Origin of the sequence: Enterobacter sp. UNJFSC 003, from assembly GCF_036903355.1 — a bacterium.
Lineage (GTDB): Bacteria > Pseudomonadota > Gammaproteobacteria > Enterobacterales > Enterobacteriaceae > Enterobacter.
The window spans coordinates 708,148-725,400 of sequence record NZ_JBAKHK010000001.1 but is presented as its reverse complement, the minus strand read 5'-3'; the positions used below and the strand labels follow the sequence as shown (position 1 = coordinate 725,400).

The window sequence follows — 17,253 nt, the reverse complement described above, 5'->3', positions numbered from 1 at the left end:
GCCGGGTTTTTTATTATCAGAAGTACTTGCGCAAATATTCCGTCAAACACAGGATCGCCATCGCCTGGCCGTAGGGCATCGACGTCAGCGGGATCTGGCGATAAAACGCCAGGTTACTCCCCATCCCCGTTCCGAACGAGGTTTGCAGCAGCTCCCCTTCCGGCGAGATATTGTTCACAATGCCGCGAATCGCTTTATCGGCGATCTCAGCATACTCCGCGCCGACATAGCGCTTGCGCACCGCTTTCAGGATCCCATAGGCAAAGCCTGCGGTTGCCGATGCTTCAAGGTAAGAATCCGGATCGTCGAGCAGCGTATGCCACAGGCCGCTGTCATCCTGGCACGTCGCCAGAGCCGCAATTTGCGCATTCAGCACCTGCACCAGATAACGACGAACGGCGTTGTTTTCCGGCAGGTCCACCAGCTCCAGGAAGTCCGGGATCACAATAGTCAGCCAGCTGTTGCCACGCGCCCAGCGCGCGCTGGCGAAGTTGTGGTTCCCGTCGTAGCTCCAGCCGTGGAACCACAGTCCGGTCTCCCGGTCCATCAGGTTCTGCACGTGCAGCAGGAACTGATACACCGCCTCTTCAACGTATTCCGGCTTGTTCAGCAGCTTGCCGATTTTTGCCAGCGGCAGCACCGTCATCATCAGCGTGTCATCCCACATCTGCTGAGGGTTCTCCTCCGCCAGAGTAATGTGCTGCATACCGCCGTGCTCGGTACGCGGCATTTCATTCATTGCCCATTCCGCCCAGCTCTCCAGCCACGGCAGCCAGGCGGGATTTTTTGTCTCTTCGTAACGGTACGCCAGCGTCAGGAATGGCGACATGGTATTGACGTTTTTGGTGGTCGCGCCTTCGGCAAAGCGGTCGGCAAACCAGCCGTCAATCACGTCACGCATGCCTTCATCACCGGTCTGGCAATAATACTGCCAGATGCCGTAAAGGCCGACGCCGTGCGTCCACTCCCAGCCGTCCCAGCCTTTGGTATCGATCACGCGCCCATCGTCCAGTCGCAGCAAAAATTCGCCTGTTTTGTCGTGGATATTGACCAGGCTGTGCGTCACCTTTTGAATCAGCGACTTCAGCTCATCTCTGGCGATAAAACGCTCTGGCTGACGCAGTAACGGGCTATGTTTGACAGGCCAAACTTTCATCATCTTAACCTCTGTTGTATGTCGAATTCAGTACCGCGCGATCCTTCAGCGAAGAAGCCGCGGGTTTATTGCGATTCAGGTAGCCAATGTTGTTGTTACCCCACAGCGATTCGTACGGCATACCGGCCAGCATCTCTACGGTGGCGCGGGCTTGCGGCGTTGCGCTTTCGGGGATGGCGCGGCCAGACTCACGCATTTTTGCCGTTTCTTCACGCAGCGTGCTGTGGGTCTGCAAATTGAGTTTGAAACGCAGGGAAACCAGGAAGCCGCAGAACAGAACCGCGATGGTGCCAACACTCAGGATCATCAGAATGGTATGGCTCACCTCTGCAGGCTGGATTTTTTGACCGCTCACGAAGCCCGACATCTGCATCACAATCCCGACCAGCATAACCGCCCCGGCCTGAGACGCTTTGCGGGTCAGGGTCATGATGCCGGCGAAGATCCCTTCCCGACGCTGGCCGGTCACCACTTCATCCACATCTGCAATATAGGTATAGGTATTCCACGGCACATAGTTGATACCGCCACGCCCCAGGCCGGCAACCGCAGAGACCAACAGCAGCAGGGCGTATATATCACTCAGGCCCGCGTAATAGAGGACGGCGTAAGAAATGGACGCCAGGCCAAACAGCACCACCACCATGCGATAGGACGGCGCAGGCCCAAAGCGGATGCAAAGCGGGATCATGGCGATAACCGCCAGGAACTGGAAGATGGCCATGGTGCCCAGCAAGTTTGAGGCCATGGAGGCTTCCTGCATCAGCACGAACACCACGTAATAGGTGAACACCGCGTTGAACACGTCCTGCGCAATGTATCCGCCCAGGTACATGCCCAGATGCTGACGGAAGATCTTGATGCGCAGCGTGGAGCTCAACTCCACAAACAGGCGGTTAAGGCTTTGCCCCAGCGTCAGTTTTTTCTTCTCTTCCTCAGCTCGCAGCGCGGCTTCGCTCCACTCCTCACGCGGGCGTTCCCAGGTAAAGAACCAGACGAACGTCAGCATAAGCGCGCACAGTACCGAGAAGACCAGGCTTGCGTAGAAGAAGGAGATCGCGTTGTCTTTACCGAAGTGCGTCAGCAGGACTCCCGGCAGGAACGAGGCGAGAATGGCCGACATCTGCGCCATCGAAATACGCGCGCCAGAGAACTTGGTTTTCTGCTTGAAGTCATCGGTCATTTCCGGCACCAGCGTTTCATACGGCACCAGGATCATGGTGTAGACAACATCAAATACCAGGTAGGTCAGTAGGTAGTACCAGAAGCTCATGTCCCCTACCCACATCAGGGAATAGCTAAACACGCAGGGTATCCCGAGGAGGATGAAGAACTTACGGCGACCAAAACGCTTGCCGAGCCAGGTGGTACCAAAGTTGTCGGTCATAAAGCCCATCAGCGGGCTGACAACGGCATCCAGTACCCTTGCTGCCGCAAAGATAAAGGTTGCTTCAATAGGGGAAAGTCCACAGAAGGTCGTATAAAAATATAAAAGCCAGGCCGCCGTCAGGGCGGTGGTTCCCGCACCGAGGAAATCGCCTGAACCATAAGCAAGATAGTTTGCGAGTCCGATTTTACGTGTTTTCATTGCCGTCAGCCCTAATCAGTTTTAGGAGACTCCCTGTAAGCAAACCTCATCCGGGAGTTTTTACACGGCTACAGTAAAATTATCGAACTGCTGATACCTTTCTGTTTCTGCCATCACATGGTGGCCAATGGCAAAAATGCAAAGAGTGTCATTACGCGTGTCACTGATTTATAAAACAGCGTTTCTATTGCATCAAAAGGCGAGGCCATTTTTGCGATCCAGCCGTCATAATTGTGTGATGGCTGGTGCGGGACGGGGTATTAGCGATAGTTAACGATCACGGAATTACTCTGCACTTTCAACGCCGGGATCAGACGCCCTCCCCCCGGCACTTCCCAGATAAAGCGCAAAGGCTCAACGGCGGCTACCCCGTTGAAGGCCTGAGTGGTGCCGCTTTCACCGTCGATTTCCGTACAGCGGGTCTGGGAACACAGCCTCACCCGCAGCCCCGCAGGCGTTGGCCCTATTAGCGCATAGTTCCAGACCACCAGGGTCATCAGGCCGGAAGCCGGTTCCGGCGGCGATAGCGGGCGGGAGGACATCGCCACCCCGCGATGGCTGAGCGTCACGCCCATACTGCTGGACTGCCAGGATCCCTCACCGGCTGCCTGCGCCATCAGAGGGAAAAGTAGGAGCCAGAGCCAGCTGCGCATTATTTGCCTCCGATGGTCGCGGTCATGCGAATATGACGATTATCGGACAGTTCGAGATTGGACAGAACCACCAGCTGGTTCAGGCTGCGGCGCAGGAAACGCGACAGCAGCGGTCGTAGCGCATGGTTAACCAGCAGCACCGGCGGCGCCCCCAGCATCTCCTGTCGCGCCAGCGCCTCCTGCGTTTGCGCCAGTAAGCGGTCAGCGAGGCCAGGCTCTAGCCCCCCACCGCCCTGCAGCGCCTGCAGCAGTAAACGTTCAAGCGGCGTATCGAGACCAATCACCTGCACTTCGCCCGTTCCCGGGAACCATTGCTGGGTAATTGCCCGCCCTAACGCCACGCGGACTACCGCCGTCAGTTCATGCGGATCGCTCTGGATTGGCGCATGCTCGGCCAGCGTTTCCAGAATAGTGCGCATATCGCGGATCGGCACTTTTTCGTCGAGCAGGTTTTGCAATACCTTGTGCAGCGTGGTCAGCGTCACCACGCCCGGGACCAGATCCTCGGTGAGCTTCGGCATCTCCTGCGTGACGCGATCGAGCAGCTGCTGCGCCTCCTGGCGGCCAAACAGCTCGGCGGAGAATTGACCAATCAGGTGGTTAAGGTGGGTCGCAACGACGGTACTGGCCTCTACCACCGTATAGCCCTGAATTTGCGCCTGCTCTTTCAGCGCACTCTCAATCCATATTGCCGCCAGACCAAAGGCCGGATCGACGGTTTGTTCCCCCGGCAACGTCCCTGCGGCCGTGCCCGGGTTAATCGCCAGCCAGCGGCCCGGATAAGCATCGCCGCTGCCAATTTCCACACCCTTCATCAGAATGCGGTAACGCGCAGGCGGGAGATCCATATTGTCACGGATGTGTACCACCGGTGGCAGGAAGCCCATATCCTGGGCGAATTTTTTACGAATACTGCGGATACGGCCAAGCAACTCGCCGTCCTGCTGGAAATCCACCATTGGGATCAGGCGGTAGCCCACCTCCATACCCAGCGAATCTTCCAGCTGCACGTCATTCCACGTCGCCTCCACGGCCTGCGTGTTCTCCGGCATTTTAACCGGTGCAGGCTCGGCGGTCGGTTGCATTTCACGCCCGCGCATCCACCAGGCAAGGCCCAGCAAACCGGCGGTAAACAGCAGGAACACGAGGTTTGGCATACCCGGGACCAGGCCCAGCAGCCCCAGCACCGCGGCAGCCAGCAGCATCACGCGAGGATTACTGAAGAGCTGCCCCACCATCTGCTCGCCGACGTCCTGGTCGGTGCTCACGCGCGTCACGATAACGCCCGCTGCGGTGGAGATGACCAGCGCCGGGATTTGAGCGACCAGACCGTCACCGATGGTCAACAGCGTATAGCTCTCCGCCGCGTGCCCCATGTCCATACCGTGCTGCAGCACGCCCACCAGCAGGCCGCCGACCACGTTAATCACCATGATCAGGATACCGGCGATGGCATCGCCGCGCACAAACTTACTCGCACCGTCCATTGATCCGTAGAAGTCCGCCTCCTGCGTCACTTCCGCACGGCGTTTTTTGGCTTCATCTTCTGCGATAAGCCCGGCGTTCAAGTCGGCATCGATCGCCATCTGCTTGCCCGGCATCCCGTCCAGCACAAAGCGTGCACCCACTTCCGCAATACGCCCGGCACCTTTCGTGATAACCATAAAGTTGATGATAACGAGGATAACGAACACCACGATACCGATTGCAAAATTGCCGCCCACCAGGAAGTGGCCGAAGGCCTCAACCACTTTACCCGCCGCTGCTCCGCCGGTATGGCCTTCCATCAGGATGATACGCGTGGAGGCCACGTTTAACGCCAGGCGCAGCAAGGTGGTAAACAGCAGGATGGTTGGGAACGCCGCGAACTCAAGCGTTCGCTGGGTGAACATGGCCACCAGCAGCACCATGATGGATAACGCGATATTAAAAGTGAAAAGCAGGTCGAGGATAAATGCCGGCAACGGCAGCACCATCATCGACAGAATTAGCAGGATCAGAATCGGTCCAGCAAGGATCTGCCATTGGGTCGATTTCAGGTTGCCGGGCAGGCGCAACATTGCCACCAGATTAGCCATCAGTGTCCTTCTCGTTCAAAAAATCCAGCGCCTCAGGCACCGGAAGGTTTTCAGGTTTCACAGGTCGTTGACCGCCTGCTAAACGCCAGCGCTTCAGCTGCCATACCCAGGCCAACACTTCTGCCACGGCGGCATAGAGTTGTCCGGGGATCTGTTGTCCAATTTCAGCGTGGCGGTACAGCGCACGCGCCAGAGGCGGTGCTTCAAGTATGGGAACGCGATTTTCAGTCGCGATTTCACGAATACGCAGCGCAATCAGCCCCGCCCCTTTTGCCACCACTTTTGGCGCGCTCATTTTGTTTTCGTCATATTGCAGCGCAACGGAGTAGTGGGTTGGGTTTGTCACAATCACATCGGCTTTCGGGACATCTTCCATCATGCGTCGACGGGCAGCCGCACGCTGCATCTGGCGGATACGCCCCTTCACGTGCGGATCGCCTTCCATCTGCTTGTATTCATCGCGGATGTCCTGACGCGACATGCGCAGCTTCTTGAAATGGCTGTAAAGCTGGAAGATGACGTCAAAACCCACCATCGGGATAATGCTGAGCACCACCAGCAGCGAGCACAGCCCGACAAGATTCATCGCATTTTTCATGGCGCTGAGCGGCGATTCGCTGATGAGGCGCATCATCTCTGGCCAGTTATAGAACAGGTAAAAGCCTGCGGCGCTTCCCATCAGCGTGGATTTGAGAATGGCTTTAACCAGCTCGGCACCGGTCTGGGCGGAAAACAGCTTTGCGATACCCGGCAGCGGGTTCAGTTTCGAAAATTTCGGTTGCAGGGATTTTCCGCTGAAGACCAGGCCGCCCAACATCACCGGCGACACCAACGCCACCAGCACCACGCCGGTAATAAGCGGCAGCAAGGCAATCATCGCGCCTTTAATCAAAATAATGATCTGACCCAGAATGAGGTTAGGATCGTTGACCATACCGTGGTCAAAACGCAATCCAGCAGAGAGCATTCCCGCCAGCTTGCGGGCGAGCGACTCCCCGCCCCACCAGATAATGCACACGCCCACGATAAGGATCAGCAGGGATGTCAGTTCTCGGGATCGGGGGATCTGCCCATCCTCACGCGCTTTTTCAAGTCGGTGGGGTGTGGGGGCTTCCGTTTTGTCGTCGTTCTCTTCTGCCACAGTGCCTGCTCGCAGCCCATTACGTCACGGGTATCATGCCAGCGAAGAGAAAATCCAATGGCGGGAAAAGCCCGTTTAATCGGGCTCTTTTCGGTGATTCTTGTCGTTATCCCCTCAGGTTGCGTTACCCGCCTGAGGGGATACTCATCATCAGAAGCCGAGGCTGTCCAACAGGTCGTCCACCTGATCCTGGCTTGCCACCACGCCCGCTTTGGTCGAGTCGAGCTGGGGGCCATTGAGCAGGCTTTCGTTCTCGCGTTTAGGACGAGACGCCGGTTCCGGGATGTTCTCCAAAAGCACCATCAGCAGCTGACGTTCGATCTCCTGAATCACATCCATCATGCGCTTGATAACCTGACCCGTCAGGTCCTGGAAATCCTGCGCCATCATGATGTCCAGCAGCTGCGCGTTGGTGAAGCTGGTGTGACCCGGGACATCGCCCAGGAACTGACGGGTATCCGTCACCAGCTCACGGGCATTTGCCAGTTCGATTGGGTTTTCAAACCATTCATCCCAGCGCTGGGTCAGCGCTTTCGCGCCTTTTTCCATCGCATCCTGATGCGGCTGCGAGGCCTCAACGCTGTTCAGCGCACGTTCTGCCGCCTGAGCGGTCATCTGCACAACATAGTCCAGACGATCGCGCGCATCGGGAATGGCTTCAGCCGCTTCGGCAATCGCCTGATCCAACCCCAGCTCACGCAGGCTGTCACGCAGCATGCGCGTCAGGCTACCAATGCGGGCGATAATGTCGCTAGGTGAATGTTCTTCAACGGGTTTCATAGCAGGTTGCAACATTTCCATCACCTCACATGCCGAGTTTCTCGAAGATCTTGCCGAGCTTCTCTTCCAGGGTCGCAGCAGTGAATGGCTTAACGACATAACCGCTCGCGCCCGCCTGTGCTGCCGCAATAATATTCTCTTTCTTCGCTTCTGCGGTGACCATAAGCACCGGCAGAGAGGCCATACCGGCATCTGCACGGATGGTTTTCAGCAATTCCAGACCATCCATGTTAGGCATGTTCCAGTCAGAGATAACAAAACCGAAGCTGCCTGCCTGCAGTTTGTTCAGCGCATCTACGCCGTCTTCTGCTTCTTCAACATTGTTGAAGCCCAGCTCTTTCAGCAGGTTACGCACGATGCGACGCATGGTGGAAAAGTCATCCACAACCAAAAATCTGAGCTCTTTGTCCGCCATAAAACACCACTCCTCTTTAAATACGTATTGCCTGTCCGGCACTGATTTTTGCCAGCATCTGCTGGCTTACCTGGCTAAGATCGACCACTTCGCTCACGCCACCCATGTTGATGGCCTCGCGCGGCATGCCGAACACCACACAACTTGCTTCATTCTGCGCGATGGTCCAGGCACCGGCCTGGTGCATCGCTAGCATTCCGGCGGCCCCGTCGTTGCCCATCCCCGTCAGGATCACCCCAACGGCGTTGCGCCCCGCATGTTTCGCCACCGAATGAAACAGCACATCCACCGACGGACGGTGCCGGTTAACCGGCGGCCCGTCATGAATTTTGATTTGATAGTTCGCGCCACTGCGCGAGAGTTCCATATGCTTGTCACCCGGCGCGATATACGCATGGCCGGGGAGAACGCGCTCGCCGTCTTCCGCCTCTTTCACGCTGATCTGACACAGCTTGTTCAGGCGTTCCGCGAACGAACGGGTAAAACCTGGCGGCATATGCTGGGTAATAAGGATACCCGGGCTCGAAAGCGGCAATGGCTGGAGTACATGACGAATTGCCTCTGTTCCCCCGGTTGACGCGCCAATTACCAGCAGTTTTTCCGAGCTGAGTAACGGGCCGGCCTTCAACGTGACCGGTACCGACATCGGTTTGTGCGCCGCAAGCTTCGCGCGCGACGCGGTGCGGATCTTCTCGGCGATCAATTCGCTGTACGCCAGCATCCCTTCACGGATGCCTAACTGCGGCTTGGTGACAAAATCCACCGCCCCCAGCTCCAGCGCGCGCAGCGTGATTTCAGACCCCTTCCCAGTCAGTGACGAGACCATCACCACCGGCATCGGACGCAGGCGCATTAACTTTTCCAGAAAATCGATGCCATCCATGCGCGGCATTTCGACATCCAGCGTCAGTACGTCAGGGTTATATTTTTTGATTAAATCCCGCGCTACCAACGGATCAGGCGCTGTCGCCACCATCTCCATATCGCTGTGGCTATTGATGATTTCCGTCATGATCTGGCGCATCAGTGCCGAATCATCAACAGACAATACCCTGATTTTACTCATGCTTTTTCCTTACTCAGCGCATAAACCGTTTGCCCACGCAGGCTAAACTCTCGCGCGAGGTTGCTAAAGTTTTCCGAGTGCCCGGCAAACAGTAAACCGTCAGGCTTGAGCAACGGAGCAAAGCGACGCAGAATGTCCTGTTGCGTCGTTTTATCAAAATAAATCATTACGTTACGGCAAAAAATAGCGTCAAACGGCCCCGGAACGTTGTACTGCTTGTCCAGCAGGTTTACGGGGGCAAACTCAACGCAGTTCGCCAGCTCCTGGCGTACGCGCACCAGCCCTTCATGCGGGCCCGTGCCGCGCATGAAGTAGCGCTGAAGCTGTTGGGGCGACAGCGTTTTCAGTTCATCCTGGCGATAAACCCCGTTGCGGGCTTTCTCCAGCACTTCGGTGTCGATATCGCTGGCGTACACTTTCCAGCGCCCCGGCGCCATGCCCAGGGTGTCAGCCAGCGTGATCGCCAGTGAATACGGCTCTTCCCCTGTCGAGGCTGCTGCACTCCAGACGCGGTACTCGCCGCTGCGCCGACGGGCATGATCGGCCAGCACCGGGAAGTGGTGCGCTTCGCGGAAAAACGCGGTCAGGTTAGTGGTCAATGAGTTGATAAATGCCTGCCATTCGGCGCTGTTTTGGTTCGCTTCAAGCATGCTCAGATAGCGGCCAAAATCATCCAGGCCGAGCGTGCGCAAGCGCCGCACCAGCCGGTTGTAAACCATGTCTCGCTTATGATCCGCAAGCACGATCCCCGCACGCTGGTAGATTAACTGACATATCCGACGAAAATGCGCGTCGGACAGCGCGAGGCGCTGTGTCATCTGCAACAGTAATGACGTTTGCCCTGGGGGCATTGGTGATGTCATAGCGCCTTCTTTATTACATTCAGGATACAACTGGCGCGGCCTGCGACCGCCCGACTTCTGTTACTGCTTCAACGTGCTCTTTGATATTAAATACCGCGACCAGCCCGGTCAGATGATCCGCCTGGTTTGCCAGCTGATCGGTCGCGGCCGCCGCCTCCTCGACCAACGAGGCGTTCTGCTGCGTCACCTGATCCATTTGGCTTACCGCCTGGGCCACCTGCTCAATCCCGCGACGCTGTTCATCGGACGCCGAGGCGATCTCGCCCATGATGTCGTTCACCCGGGTCACGGAGGTGACGATTTCAGTCATGGTTTTCGCTGCCGTATCGACAAGCGTTGAGCCCTGCTGGACGCGCGATACGGACTCTTCAATCAGCCCTTTAATCTCTTTCGCCGCGTTAGCGCTGCGGCTCGCCAGGTTGCGCACTTCACCGGCGACCACGGCAAATCCGCGCCCCTGCTCACCGGCGCGCGCCGCTTCGACGGCGGCGTTAAGCGCCAGAATGTTGGTCTGGAACGCAATACCGTCAATCACGCTGATAATGTCGCCAATCTTTTGCGAGCTGGCGGCAATCTCCTGCATGGTGCTAGCCACGTGGGAAGCCTGATCGCCCCCTTTCTTCGCGGTCAGCGCCGCCAGCTTTGACAGATCCGATGCCTGACGGGCGTTGTCGGCGTTCTGGCTCACCGTCGCGGTCAACTGCTCCATGCTGGCCGCCGTCTGCGCCAGTGAGGCCGCCTGCTGCTCGGTGCGAGACGAAAGATCGTTATTCCCTGCCGCAATCTCTGAAATCCCGGTGTGCATGGCGTAGCTGCCCTGCCGCACGTCGGTCACCGTTTCTCGCAGCGATCCCTGCATCGCTTTGAGGCTGGCAAAAATCGCCGAAATTTCGTTCTTGCCGTACACCGCCACCGGACGCGCCAGATTGCCCTTCGCAATGCTGTCGAAGTGGCTGCTGATGATTGCCAGCGGCTGCACAATCATCCTGCGTGACCACAGCAGTGCACCGCCGGTCAGCAGCGCGGCCAGGATCACCACGGTCACAAATATCACGCCTGACATGTGATAGCTGGTACGGCTGTCAGCACCCGCATGTTCAACGAACTGGTTCATATCCTGCTGCCATGCGTTAAAACTGCCGTCGAATGCAGCCTGAGACGCCTGCACTGGCGCGGTCATAAAGTCTGAGAGCTGGTTGTTCTCAAGCCAGGTCGCCTGGTGCTCAAGATCGCTGTGCCACTGGTCAAAGTTCTTCTTCATGGCGACGATGAGCGCTTTCCCTTTCTCGCTGACCGCCTTCTGAGAGGCGAAGGCGGTAAACTGCGCATCGGCCTGCTTCAGGCTGTCGCGCGCCGTTGCCATCAACGCTTTGATATCATCCGGCGGATAGCTCAACGCGGTTAAGGTCCCTGCCTTGTTCAGCGCAGTGCTTGCCTGCAACAGCACGGCACGCGTTTGTGCCAGTGCGGAGCGCTGTTGATTACTCGTCTCAACTTCCTGCAAATTCTGATAGCCATCGCGAAACGCCCAAAAAGACAACCCGTTACTGCCAACCTGCAACACACCACAAAGGATCAGAATCAAAAACAGTGTGGTCGAGATACGAATACGATTTAACATCCACGCTCCCATCAAGCGGCAAGCAGCCGCGGTTTAAATGTCAGTCAAAATGTTTCCCAGTTTTCATCTTGTCCGGTCTTCACCGCGCGCGTACCCGTCGCCGCTGGCGCTGAGGCCGGGGTGCGATGTGCCGCGTGCGTGTTGACCGTATTTCCAGCGAGTGAAGCGAGACGAAACGCCGAGACGGCCATCTTAAGACGGCTCGCCTGGTCTTCCAGCGCAGCGGCCGCCGCAGCGGACTCCTGCACCAGCGCGGCGTTTTGCTGTGTCACGCGATCCATTTCCGATACCGCCAGGGCGACCTGGTCAATACCACGACTCTGCTCGTCAGAAGCAGAGGCGATTTCACCCATGATGTCCGTCACGCGAGTCACGGCATTCACGATGTCATTCATGGTCTCCCCGGCGCTTTCCACCAGCACCGAGCCGGTATCCACGCGAGAGACGGAGTCCTGAATCAAGGTCTTAATTTCTTTCGCCGCATTGGCGCTGCGGCTGGCGAGATTACGGACCTCACCGGCCACCACCGCAAATCCGCGGCCCTGCTCGCCCGCGCGCGCGGCCTCAACGGCGGCATTCAGCGCCAGGATGTTGGTCTGGAAGGCAATGCCGTCGATAACGCTGATAATGTCGGCAATTTTCTTCGAGCTGTCGGCGATTTCATGCATGGTTTTCACCACGCCATCCACCACGCGTCCGCCGCGCTGCGCCGTTTCAGAGGCGCTTTCAGCCAGCTGAGAAGCCTGACGGGCGTTGTCCGCATTCTGCTTCACGGTGGCGGTGAGTTCTTCCATGCTGGCTGCCGTCTCTTCCAACGCAGAGGCTTGTTGTTCAGTACGGGAAGAGAGATCGTTGTTGCCCATGGCAATTTCACTGGTGCCGGTATAAATGGCATCAGAACCGTTACGCACGTTGGCGACGGTATCAATCAGCGAGCGCTGCATATGGTCAACGCTGGTCGCCAGTTCGGTCATTTCATTTCGCCCAGAAATGGCCAGCGTTTTGGTGAGATCGCCGCGGGCAATATCGCGAATATGAGCAATCACGCGTCCCAGCGGGTTAAGCAGCACATGGCGAATCCCGTACCAGACGCCGATCAGCACGATAACCAGCGCCAGCGCCATAACGGCCATCTGCCATTTTGCAAAGCGGTAGTCATTCTGGCTTTGCGTAAAGGCCGCGTGGTACAGGTCGCTGCTGGCTTTGGCATATTCGCCCAGTGCCGCACCGAGGGCGTTTTGCATCCCCTGCGTGGGCTGCGCGAAATAGCCGTCCATGTTTCCACTTTCCAGGAACTGGATAAGCTCGGTCAGGCCCGCAAAGTAGGCGTTGTATTTTTCATCGATGTTTTGGCTCACCTGCGCCATGGCCGGCAGCGGAGCAATCTTTTTAAAGGCGTCGTAATGTTTTGCGGCGTCAGCAAGGGTTGCACGCGCATTTTTAAGCAGATCCGTTTTCGCGCTGCTCTGTTGATTATTCGGATCCATCATCATGCGGGCGGACGAGCGGCTCAGGTTGATACGCGTTTGCAGCATCAGATCCCAGGTCGAGGTGAGTTCACTCTGCTGCATACGAAGATCGTTCGAGGCCGCAAAGCTGTCCTGGTTTTCTTTTAACGACGAAAAAAAGAGGCCGCCGGAAGTAAGCTGAAGAAGTGCGAAAATGACCAGCACCATCATGAGCATTGTGACAACGCGGATACGGTTCAACATACAACACCTTCTCATAGATTTATTAACGGTGTTATCGGCACAGGCCACAGGAACTTTACATTTGCGAAAGGGAAAAGCGTGGGGTTAAAACGCGACGTCAACGATCAGCGTGTCGCTGTAGGTGCCGGCAGGCGGGGTCGCCTGGTTGGTGAGGACTTTGGCGGTGTAGTTGTAGGTGCGTAACAGCCCGTCAGCGCTGAGCTGCGACGAGGCCGCGCTGGCCCAGCGCTCGGTACCGCTTCCACCCCAGCGGTTGCTGGTCGCTTCTTTATAAATGTCGTAACTCATGTAATTGCTGCCGCTGACCATACGTCTTACGTTATTGAGCGAATTGGCACCATTGTTAATGCCTATGGTGTAGGTACTGTCCTTGGTGCAGGTCACGGAGATAGCTTGAGAAACGGTGGGGAAATTTTGCACCAGCGGCGCGCTGTTAAAGTTGACGTCCGGCGTGGTCATGGCGCTGCAGTCGTTGGTGACGTTCATGTTCACCGTGATGCTGGTGCTGGCCGTGCCGGTTTGTTGGCCGGAAAGGCACACGTTGAGAACCCCGACGGAACAGACGCTGTAGGTGATGCTAAAGTTCAGCGTCACCTGGTAGGGTCCGGCCGTGACGTTTTGCCCCGCCACCGTGCGGAAATAAAGCGGGATGTTGTACTGCTTGCCACCGATCAGGTTTAACAGGGTACTGCCGCCCCAGGTGTAAGTTTTACTGGTTTGCACTTCACTGCTGGCAGCGCAGCCCTGCTGTCCGCACAGGCGCGTGGGGATCACATCCGCAATAGCCGCATTGTCGGTACGCTTCATGGTGGCACGGCTGTTGGCAGAGACCGTCGCCGAGATAAAGTTCAGCGTAACGGAATCGCTGGTCAGCAGGTTTAGTATCGCATCGCACGCCACCACCAGCGTGCCGGTGGTTTCCACCTCCCCGGTTCCGCTCAGGGCAAACGAGGTGACGCTGCCAAACGAGGCATTCACCGTGCTTACGGTACAGGCCGCCCAGCTGCCGCCTGAAAACAGCAGCAGAATCACCAGCAGCAGGCGCTTCACGGCGCCTCCCGGCAAAGCAGCGGGCCGTAGGTTTGCAGCTTATGTTCCGGATTCGCGCCAATAGTGAGCGTCGCCTTGCAGCGTTTGCCCTCCGGCGTGGTGACATCCAGCGCATTGACGTCGCTAAGATTTTCCAGCCAGGCAATGCCGTCATATCCCACAACGGCATTACTGCGTGAGGCGCGCTTCACCTGGCTGCCCACCGGGATGGCCTGCCCACGGGCATCATGCAGGATGACGCTTGCTACCCGCTCCTGCACCATCGGGAAATCAACCAAATACCCGCTGTGACGCCGAATCGCGACGCGCCGTTCAGTCTCCTTCAGCCGGGTATCGGCTGGCAGGTTCAGGGTGTTGATGCTGTAGCTCGCCGGATAATACGCCGACACGCCGCTCACCAGCAGATAACCGTTGGTGTTGGTTTTTCCGACCGGTTGATTCTCGTAGCTGACGGGAACGTCCGGATGACCGTCAGTACTGATCACCACAAAGGCGTCGTTGATTTTGTTTGCGGCAAACATCTCGCCATCCATCAGCACCAGGGAGCCCATCGCCTCGCCCCACCAGGTCATCATGCCCTGCTCGCCATAGCCCCCGCCCTGCAGCTCGATGTTGTTGTTACGCCAGCCCAGCGTTCCCTGCTGGTAGTTGCGCGATCGGGACTGGTTAGCCCACGCCATGTTCCAGCTCAACCCGCCGTCGGAGGGCATGGAGTGGTTATAGTTAATGCGCTGCGTGCTGCCTGCCGCCGGGGTGTTTTCAAACGTGACGGCAGCACTGTCACGTTCTCCCAACGGCACCTGAAGCGAGAGCGCAACGGTCCAGTCGCCGCGCTGCTGGTCACGACTGGCCGCCATGTAAATACTGCTGGAGCCCCACAAATTTCGGCTCCAGGAGAGGTTAAGTAACTCCGTCTTCTGGCTGTCAAAACTCTCAACACCGATCCAGGCCGCGCCGATATTGCCGTACTCGCCAAAGTTGAAGGTCAGGGAATACTGGTCGGTGTTGCGGCTAAAACTGGCTACAGGCTTCTCATTTTCGTCATAAACCGTTGGCTGATCGTACAGGGCCAGGTTGCCAAAACCGCGATCGCGACGGGTATGCTGGGTCGCCAGACTGAATTCACTGGTGCTGTACTGGTATCCCCAGTTAATTTGCCCGCCCTCATCCCCGCGCATGCGGCTATGGGTATATGAGGTGTTCACGACGCCAAAGCGTGCGAGCTTCACTACCGTACCGGCTCCGCCAAGCGCCAGTTCTTCTGCGCCTTCTGCATGCCCCTCAAGCGTCAGCCAGTCCGTAACGCCATAGCGATACGATCCGCTACCCGCCGCCGGGCCATAGTCAAAATTTTTGATACCGTAGTTCCGCCGCAGGCTGCCCAGCGAAACGGCGCCGTCGCTCAGCCCCTGCTTGAGCAAATCGCTGGTGACATAAAACGGCAGCGTGGTGCTCACCTGCCGTCCCAGCGCGTCGGTGGTGACCAATACCGCGTCCCCTGCGCCGTTAATATACGGCAGATTGGTCAGGGTAAACGGGCCAGGCTGGAGCTGGGTGGAACCTGAACGATAGCCATTGATAAAGAGATCAACCGAGGTCGGCACCGCCGCCTCCCCCGAGAACGCCGGCAGCGGCCAGGTCACCAGATCCGGGCGCAGGGAGAAATCGCGTCCGTAGCTGATCCCGCCCAAACGCACGCTGCTGCTCCAGCTCAGGGCATCGCTGATCACATCCCCGGCGGTCCAGGTGGTCGCGTCATCTTCATTCGTCATCAACAGGGTTGTGTCATAGCGCACGTAGCCTTCCTGCTGACCGTTGTTGCCGGCGAAATTTTCGCGGGCATAACCGGTAGATGAAAACGAGCCGCTCTCGTTGAAGTAACGAAATTCATGCCAGAGCGACGCCTGGCCGCCAATGTGTTCAGTATGGTTGGTATAAAGATCGTAATTGAGCAACGCGCCGCGGCCATAGTGGGGTTTGCTTTGGGCCGTTTGTCCGCTAAACGAGGTGACGCGAGACGATACCCAGTCGCGGGGGACGGTAAGCAGCAGACGCTGGGCGGCACTGTCATACTCCACGCGCACCTGCGAGAGCGTGGTGAGATTAACGTCCCCATTCGGCACATGCTCAGGAGGAAGCCCGGCGCGCAGCAGATCGGCACTGGAAATAAAGTAAGCGCCGTCGCGTTGCGTGACGGGCACCACCAGACCGGTATCGTAGTGGTTCAGCACGAGGGCAAGCTGAAACACCGCCTCACCGTTCATTGCCTGAGCTTGCGGAGGTGGCGGTAAGCTATCATCGCCGGGTTCGGCCCAGGCGCTGGCACTGACGCAGAGCAACATCATCATCGCGGGTTTCAGTTGACGGGCGTCGACTGCCATTGCGTATCCCTGGCATTAATCTGCGCGCTCAACTGACCTGGCTGACGTACGCCAGCCGGGAGTGGCCAACGTCGGGTGCTGCCCGGGAGTACATAGCCCAATAACCCATCGGCAACCGTGCGTTTTTGTCCTCCCTGCTCCAGCGTGACCTGGCTAAGCCTGACGTGCACCTCCCCCTGGTTACGAACTTCCAGTGCAGGCTGCCCGCCTTCCTGGGTGACGCGCCAGCTCAGGTTACGGGGTTCCACCAGCGCATGATGTGCGCCCTCTTTTTGGGTCGGGATGCCCTGCCCATAAACGAAGAGAGGAATGGAATACCGCATCTGCAGCTTGAGGCCGATGGTGGGATCGGCTTTGGCATCGGGCTGCGGGATTTCATCCACGATAATACGGTAGGCATGTTCTGCACCCGTTGGAACGGTGGCCTGCTTGATCAGGCGGATGAGCTGTTTTTTACCCTCGCCAATGGTGACGATGGGCGGGCTGGCAACCACGTCCTGCTGCGCGGTGTAGCGTTCATATCCCCCCTCCTGCTTCCAGCGCACAATGCGCACCTGCATGGTCGTGGCGCTGTTTCCCTGATTCTGGATCCACAGTTCTGTCGCGTTGGCCTCTGCCGACAGCCATGGATCGATGGGCCACAAGAGAATGGTCGCCGCCGCGTGCGACGGGTTCGGCGTAACGACCGCCATTCCCAACATAGTTACCAGACAAAACCGCCTGAACAATGGCTTCATCGACGTTCTCCC

The 17,253-nt window shown here is 57.7% G+C and carries 14 protein-coding genes; all 14 read right to left on the bottom strand.

Annotation, left to right across the window (positions count from 1 at the left end):
- Window positions 1–16: 16 nt before the first annotated feature.
- On the bottom strand, window positions 17–1,156 hold the full coding sequence (locus V5P19_RS03350; RefSeq protein ID WP_334401134.1) for a glycoside hydrolase family 105 protein: 1,140 nt from the start codon (window positions 1,154–1,156) through the stop codon (window positions 17–19).
- Between the two features lie 4 nt (window positions 1,157–1,160).
- Window positions 1,161–2,744 carry an MFS transporter gene (locus V5P19_RS03345; RefSeq protein ID WP_334400104.1) on the bottom strand — a complete coding sequence of 528 codons (1,584 nt, stop codon included), beginning with the start codon at window positions 2,742–2,744 and terminating at the stop codon, window positions 1,161–1,163.
- Window positions 2,745–3,004: 260 nt separating this feature from the next.
- The gene (locus V5P19_RS03340) at window positions 3,005–3,400 is read right to left on the bottom strand and encodes a flagellar protein FlhE (RefSeq protein ID WP_334401133.1); all 396 of its coding nucleotides are present in this window, start codon (window positions 3,398–3,400) and stop codon (window positions 3,005–3,007) included.
- A complete protein-coding gene (flhA, locus tag V5P19_RS03335) occupies window positions 3,397–5,475 on the bottom strand; it encodes a flagellar biosynthesis protein FlhA (protein WP_334400102.1) in 2,079 nt (692 codons plus the stop codon). The genes V5P19_RS03340 and flhA overlap by 4 nt, the downstream gene beginning before the upstream one ends.
- Window positions 5,468–6,616, bottom strand: a complete 1,149-nt coding sequence (flhB, locus tag V5P19_RS03330) for a flagellar biosynthesis protein FlhB (protein WP_334400100.1) — start codon at window positions 6,614–6,616, stop codon at window positions 5,468–5,470. Before flhB ends, flhA begins: the two co-directional genes overlap by 8 nt.
- 150 nt (window positions 6,617–6,766) lie before the next feature.
- Window positions 6,767–7,411, bottom strand: a complete 645-nt coding sequence (gene cheZ / locus V5P19_RS03325; RefSeq protein WP_334400098.1) for a protein phosphatase CheZ — start codon at window positions 7,409–7,411, stop codon at window positions 6,767–6,769.
- Between the two features lie 10 nt (window positions 7,412–7,421).
- On the bottom strand, window positions 7,422–7,811 hold the full coding sequence (gene cheY, locus V5P19_RS03320) for a chemotaxis response regulator CheY (RefSeq protein WP_182061520.1): 390 nt from the start codon (window positions 7,809–7,811) through the stop codon (window positions 7,422–7,424).
- Window positions 7,812–7,827: 16 nt separating this feature from the next.
- Window positions 7,828–8,877 carry a chemotaxis response regulator protein-glutamate methylesterase gene (locus tag V5P19_RS03315; RefSeq protein WP_334400095.1) on the bottom strand — a complete coding sequence of 350 codons (1,050 nt, stop codon included), beginning with the start codon at window positions 8,875–8,877 and terminating at the stop codon, window positions 7,828–7,830.
- Complete coding sequence (gene cheR / locus V5P19_RS03310; protein WP_334400093.1) at window positions 8,874–9,740, bottom strand: protein-glutamate O-methyltransferase CheR; 867 nt, start codon at window positions 9,738–9,740, stop codon at window positions 8,874–8,876. The genes V5P19_RS03315 and cheR overlap by 4 nt, the downstream gene beginning before the upstream one ends.
- 19 nt (window positions 9,741–9,759) lie before the next feature.
- Window positions 9,760–11,361 (bottom strand): methyl-accepting chemotaxis protein IV, encoded by a 1,602-nt coding sequence (gene tap / locus V5P19_RS03305; protein ID WP_334400091.1) that lies wholly within the window; start codon window positions 11,359–11,361, stop codon window positions 9,760–9,762.
- A 44-nt stretch (window positions 11,362–11,405) separates the two neighbouring features.
- Window positions 11,406–13,073 carry a methyl-accepting chemotaxis protein II gene (gene tar / locus V5P19_RS03300; RefSeq protein ID WP_334400090.1) on the bottom strand — a complete coding sequence of 556 codons (1,668 nt, stop codon included), beginning with the start codon at window positions 13,071–13,073 and terminating at the stop codon, window positions 11,406–11,408.
- Between the two features lie 84 nt (window positions 13,074–13,157).
- Window positions 13,158–14,123, bottom strand: a complete 966-nt coding sequence (locus V5P19_RS03295) for a spore coat U domain-containing protein (protein ID WP_334400088.1) — start codon at window positions 14,121–14,123, stop codon at window positions 13,158–13,160.
- The gene (locus V5P19_RS03290; protein ID WP_334400086.1) at window positions 14,120–16,504 is read right to left on the bottom strand and encodes a fimbria/pilus outer membrane usher protein; all 2,385 of its coding nucleotides are present in this window, start codon (window positions 16,502–16,504) and stop codon (window positions 14,120–14,122) included. Before V5P19_RS03290 ends, V5P19_RS03295 begins: the two co-directional genes overlap by 4 nt.
- On the bottom strand, window positions 16,480–17,241 hold the full coding sequence (locus V5P19_RS03285; protein WP_334400084.1) for a molecular chaperone: 762 nt from the start codon (window positions 17,239–17,241) through the stop codon (window positions 16,480–16,482). Before V5P19_RS03285 ends, V5P19_RS03290 begins: the two co-directional genes overlap by 25 nt.
- Window positions 17,242–17,253 lie beyond the last annotated feature (12 nt).

Coding starts and splice junctions, on each gene's coding strand:
- tar (WP_334400090.1), bottom strand. CDS start 13,073: ATGTTGAACCGTATCCGCGTTGTCACAATGCTCATGATGGTGCTGGTC.
- cheR (WP_334400093.1), bottom strand. CDS start 9,740: ATGACATCACCAATGCCCCCAGGGCAAACGTCATTACTGTTGCAGATG.
- V5P19_RS03290 (WP_334400086.1), bottom strand. CDS start 16,504: ATGGCAGTCGACGCCCGTCAACTGAAACCCGCGATGATGATGTTGCTC.
- tap (WP_334400091.1), bottom strand. CDS start 11,361: ATGTTAAATCGTATTCGTATCTCGACCACACTGTTTTTGATTCTGATC.
- cheY (WP_182061520.1), bottom strand. CDS start 7,811: ATGGCGGACAAAGAGCTCAGATTTTTGGTTGTGGATGACTTTTCCACC.
- flhA (WP_334400102.1), bottom strand. CDS start 5,475: ATGGCTAATCTGGTGGCAATGTTGCGCCTGCCCGGCAACCTGAAATCG.
- cheZ (WP_334400098.1), bottom strand. CDS start 7,411: ATGTTGCAACCTGCTATGAAACCCGTTGAAGAACATTCACCTAGCGAC.
- V5P19_RS03350 (WP_334401134.1), bottom strand. CDS start 1,156: ATGAAAGTTTGGCCTGTCAAACATAGCCCGTTACTGCGTCAGCCAGAG.
- V5P19_RS03345 (WP_334400104.1), bottom strand. CDS start 2,744: ATGAAAACACGTAAAATCGGACTCGCAAACTATCTTGCTTATGGTTCA.
- V5P19_RS03315 (WP_334400095.1), bottom strand. CDS start 8,877: ATGAGTAAAATCAGGGTATTGTCTGTTGATGATTCGGCACTGATGCGC.
- V5P19_RS03285 (WP_334400084.1), bottom strand. CDS start 17,241: ATGAAGCCATTGTTCAGGCGGTTTTGTCTGGTAACTATGTTGGGAATG.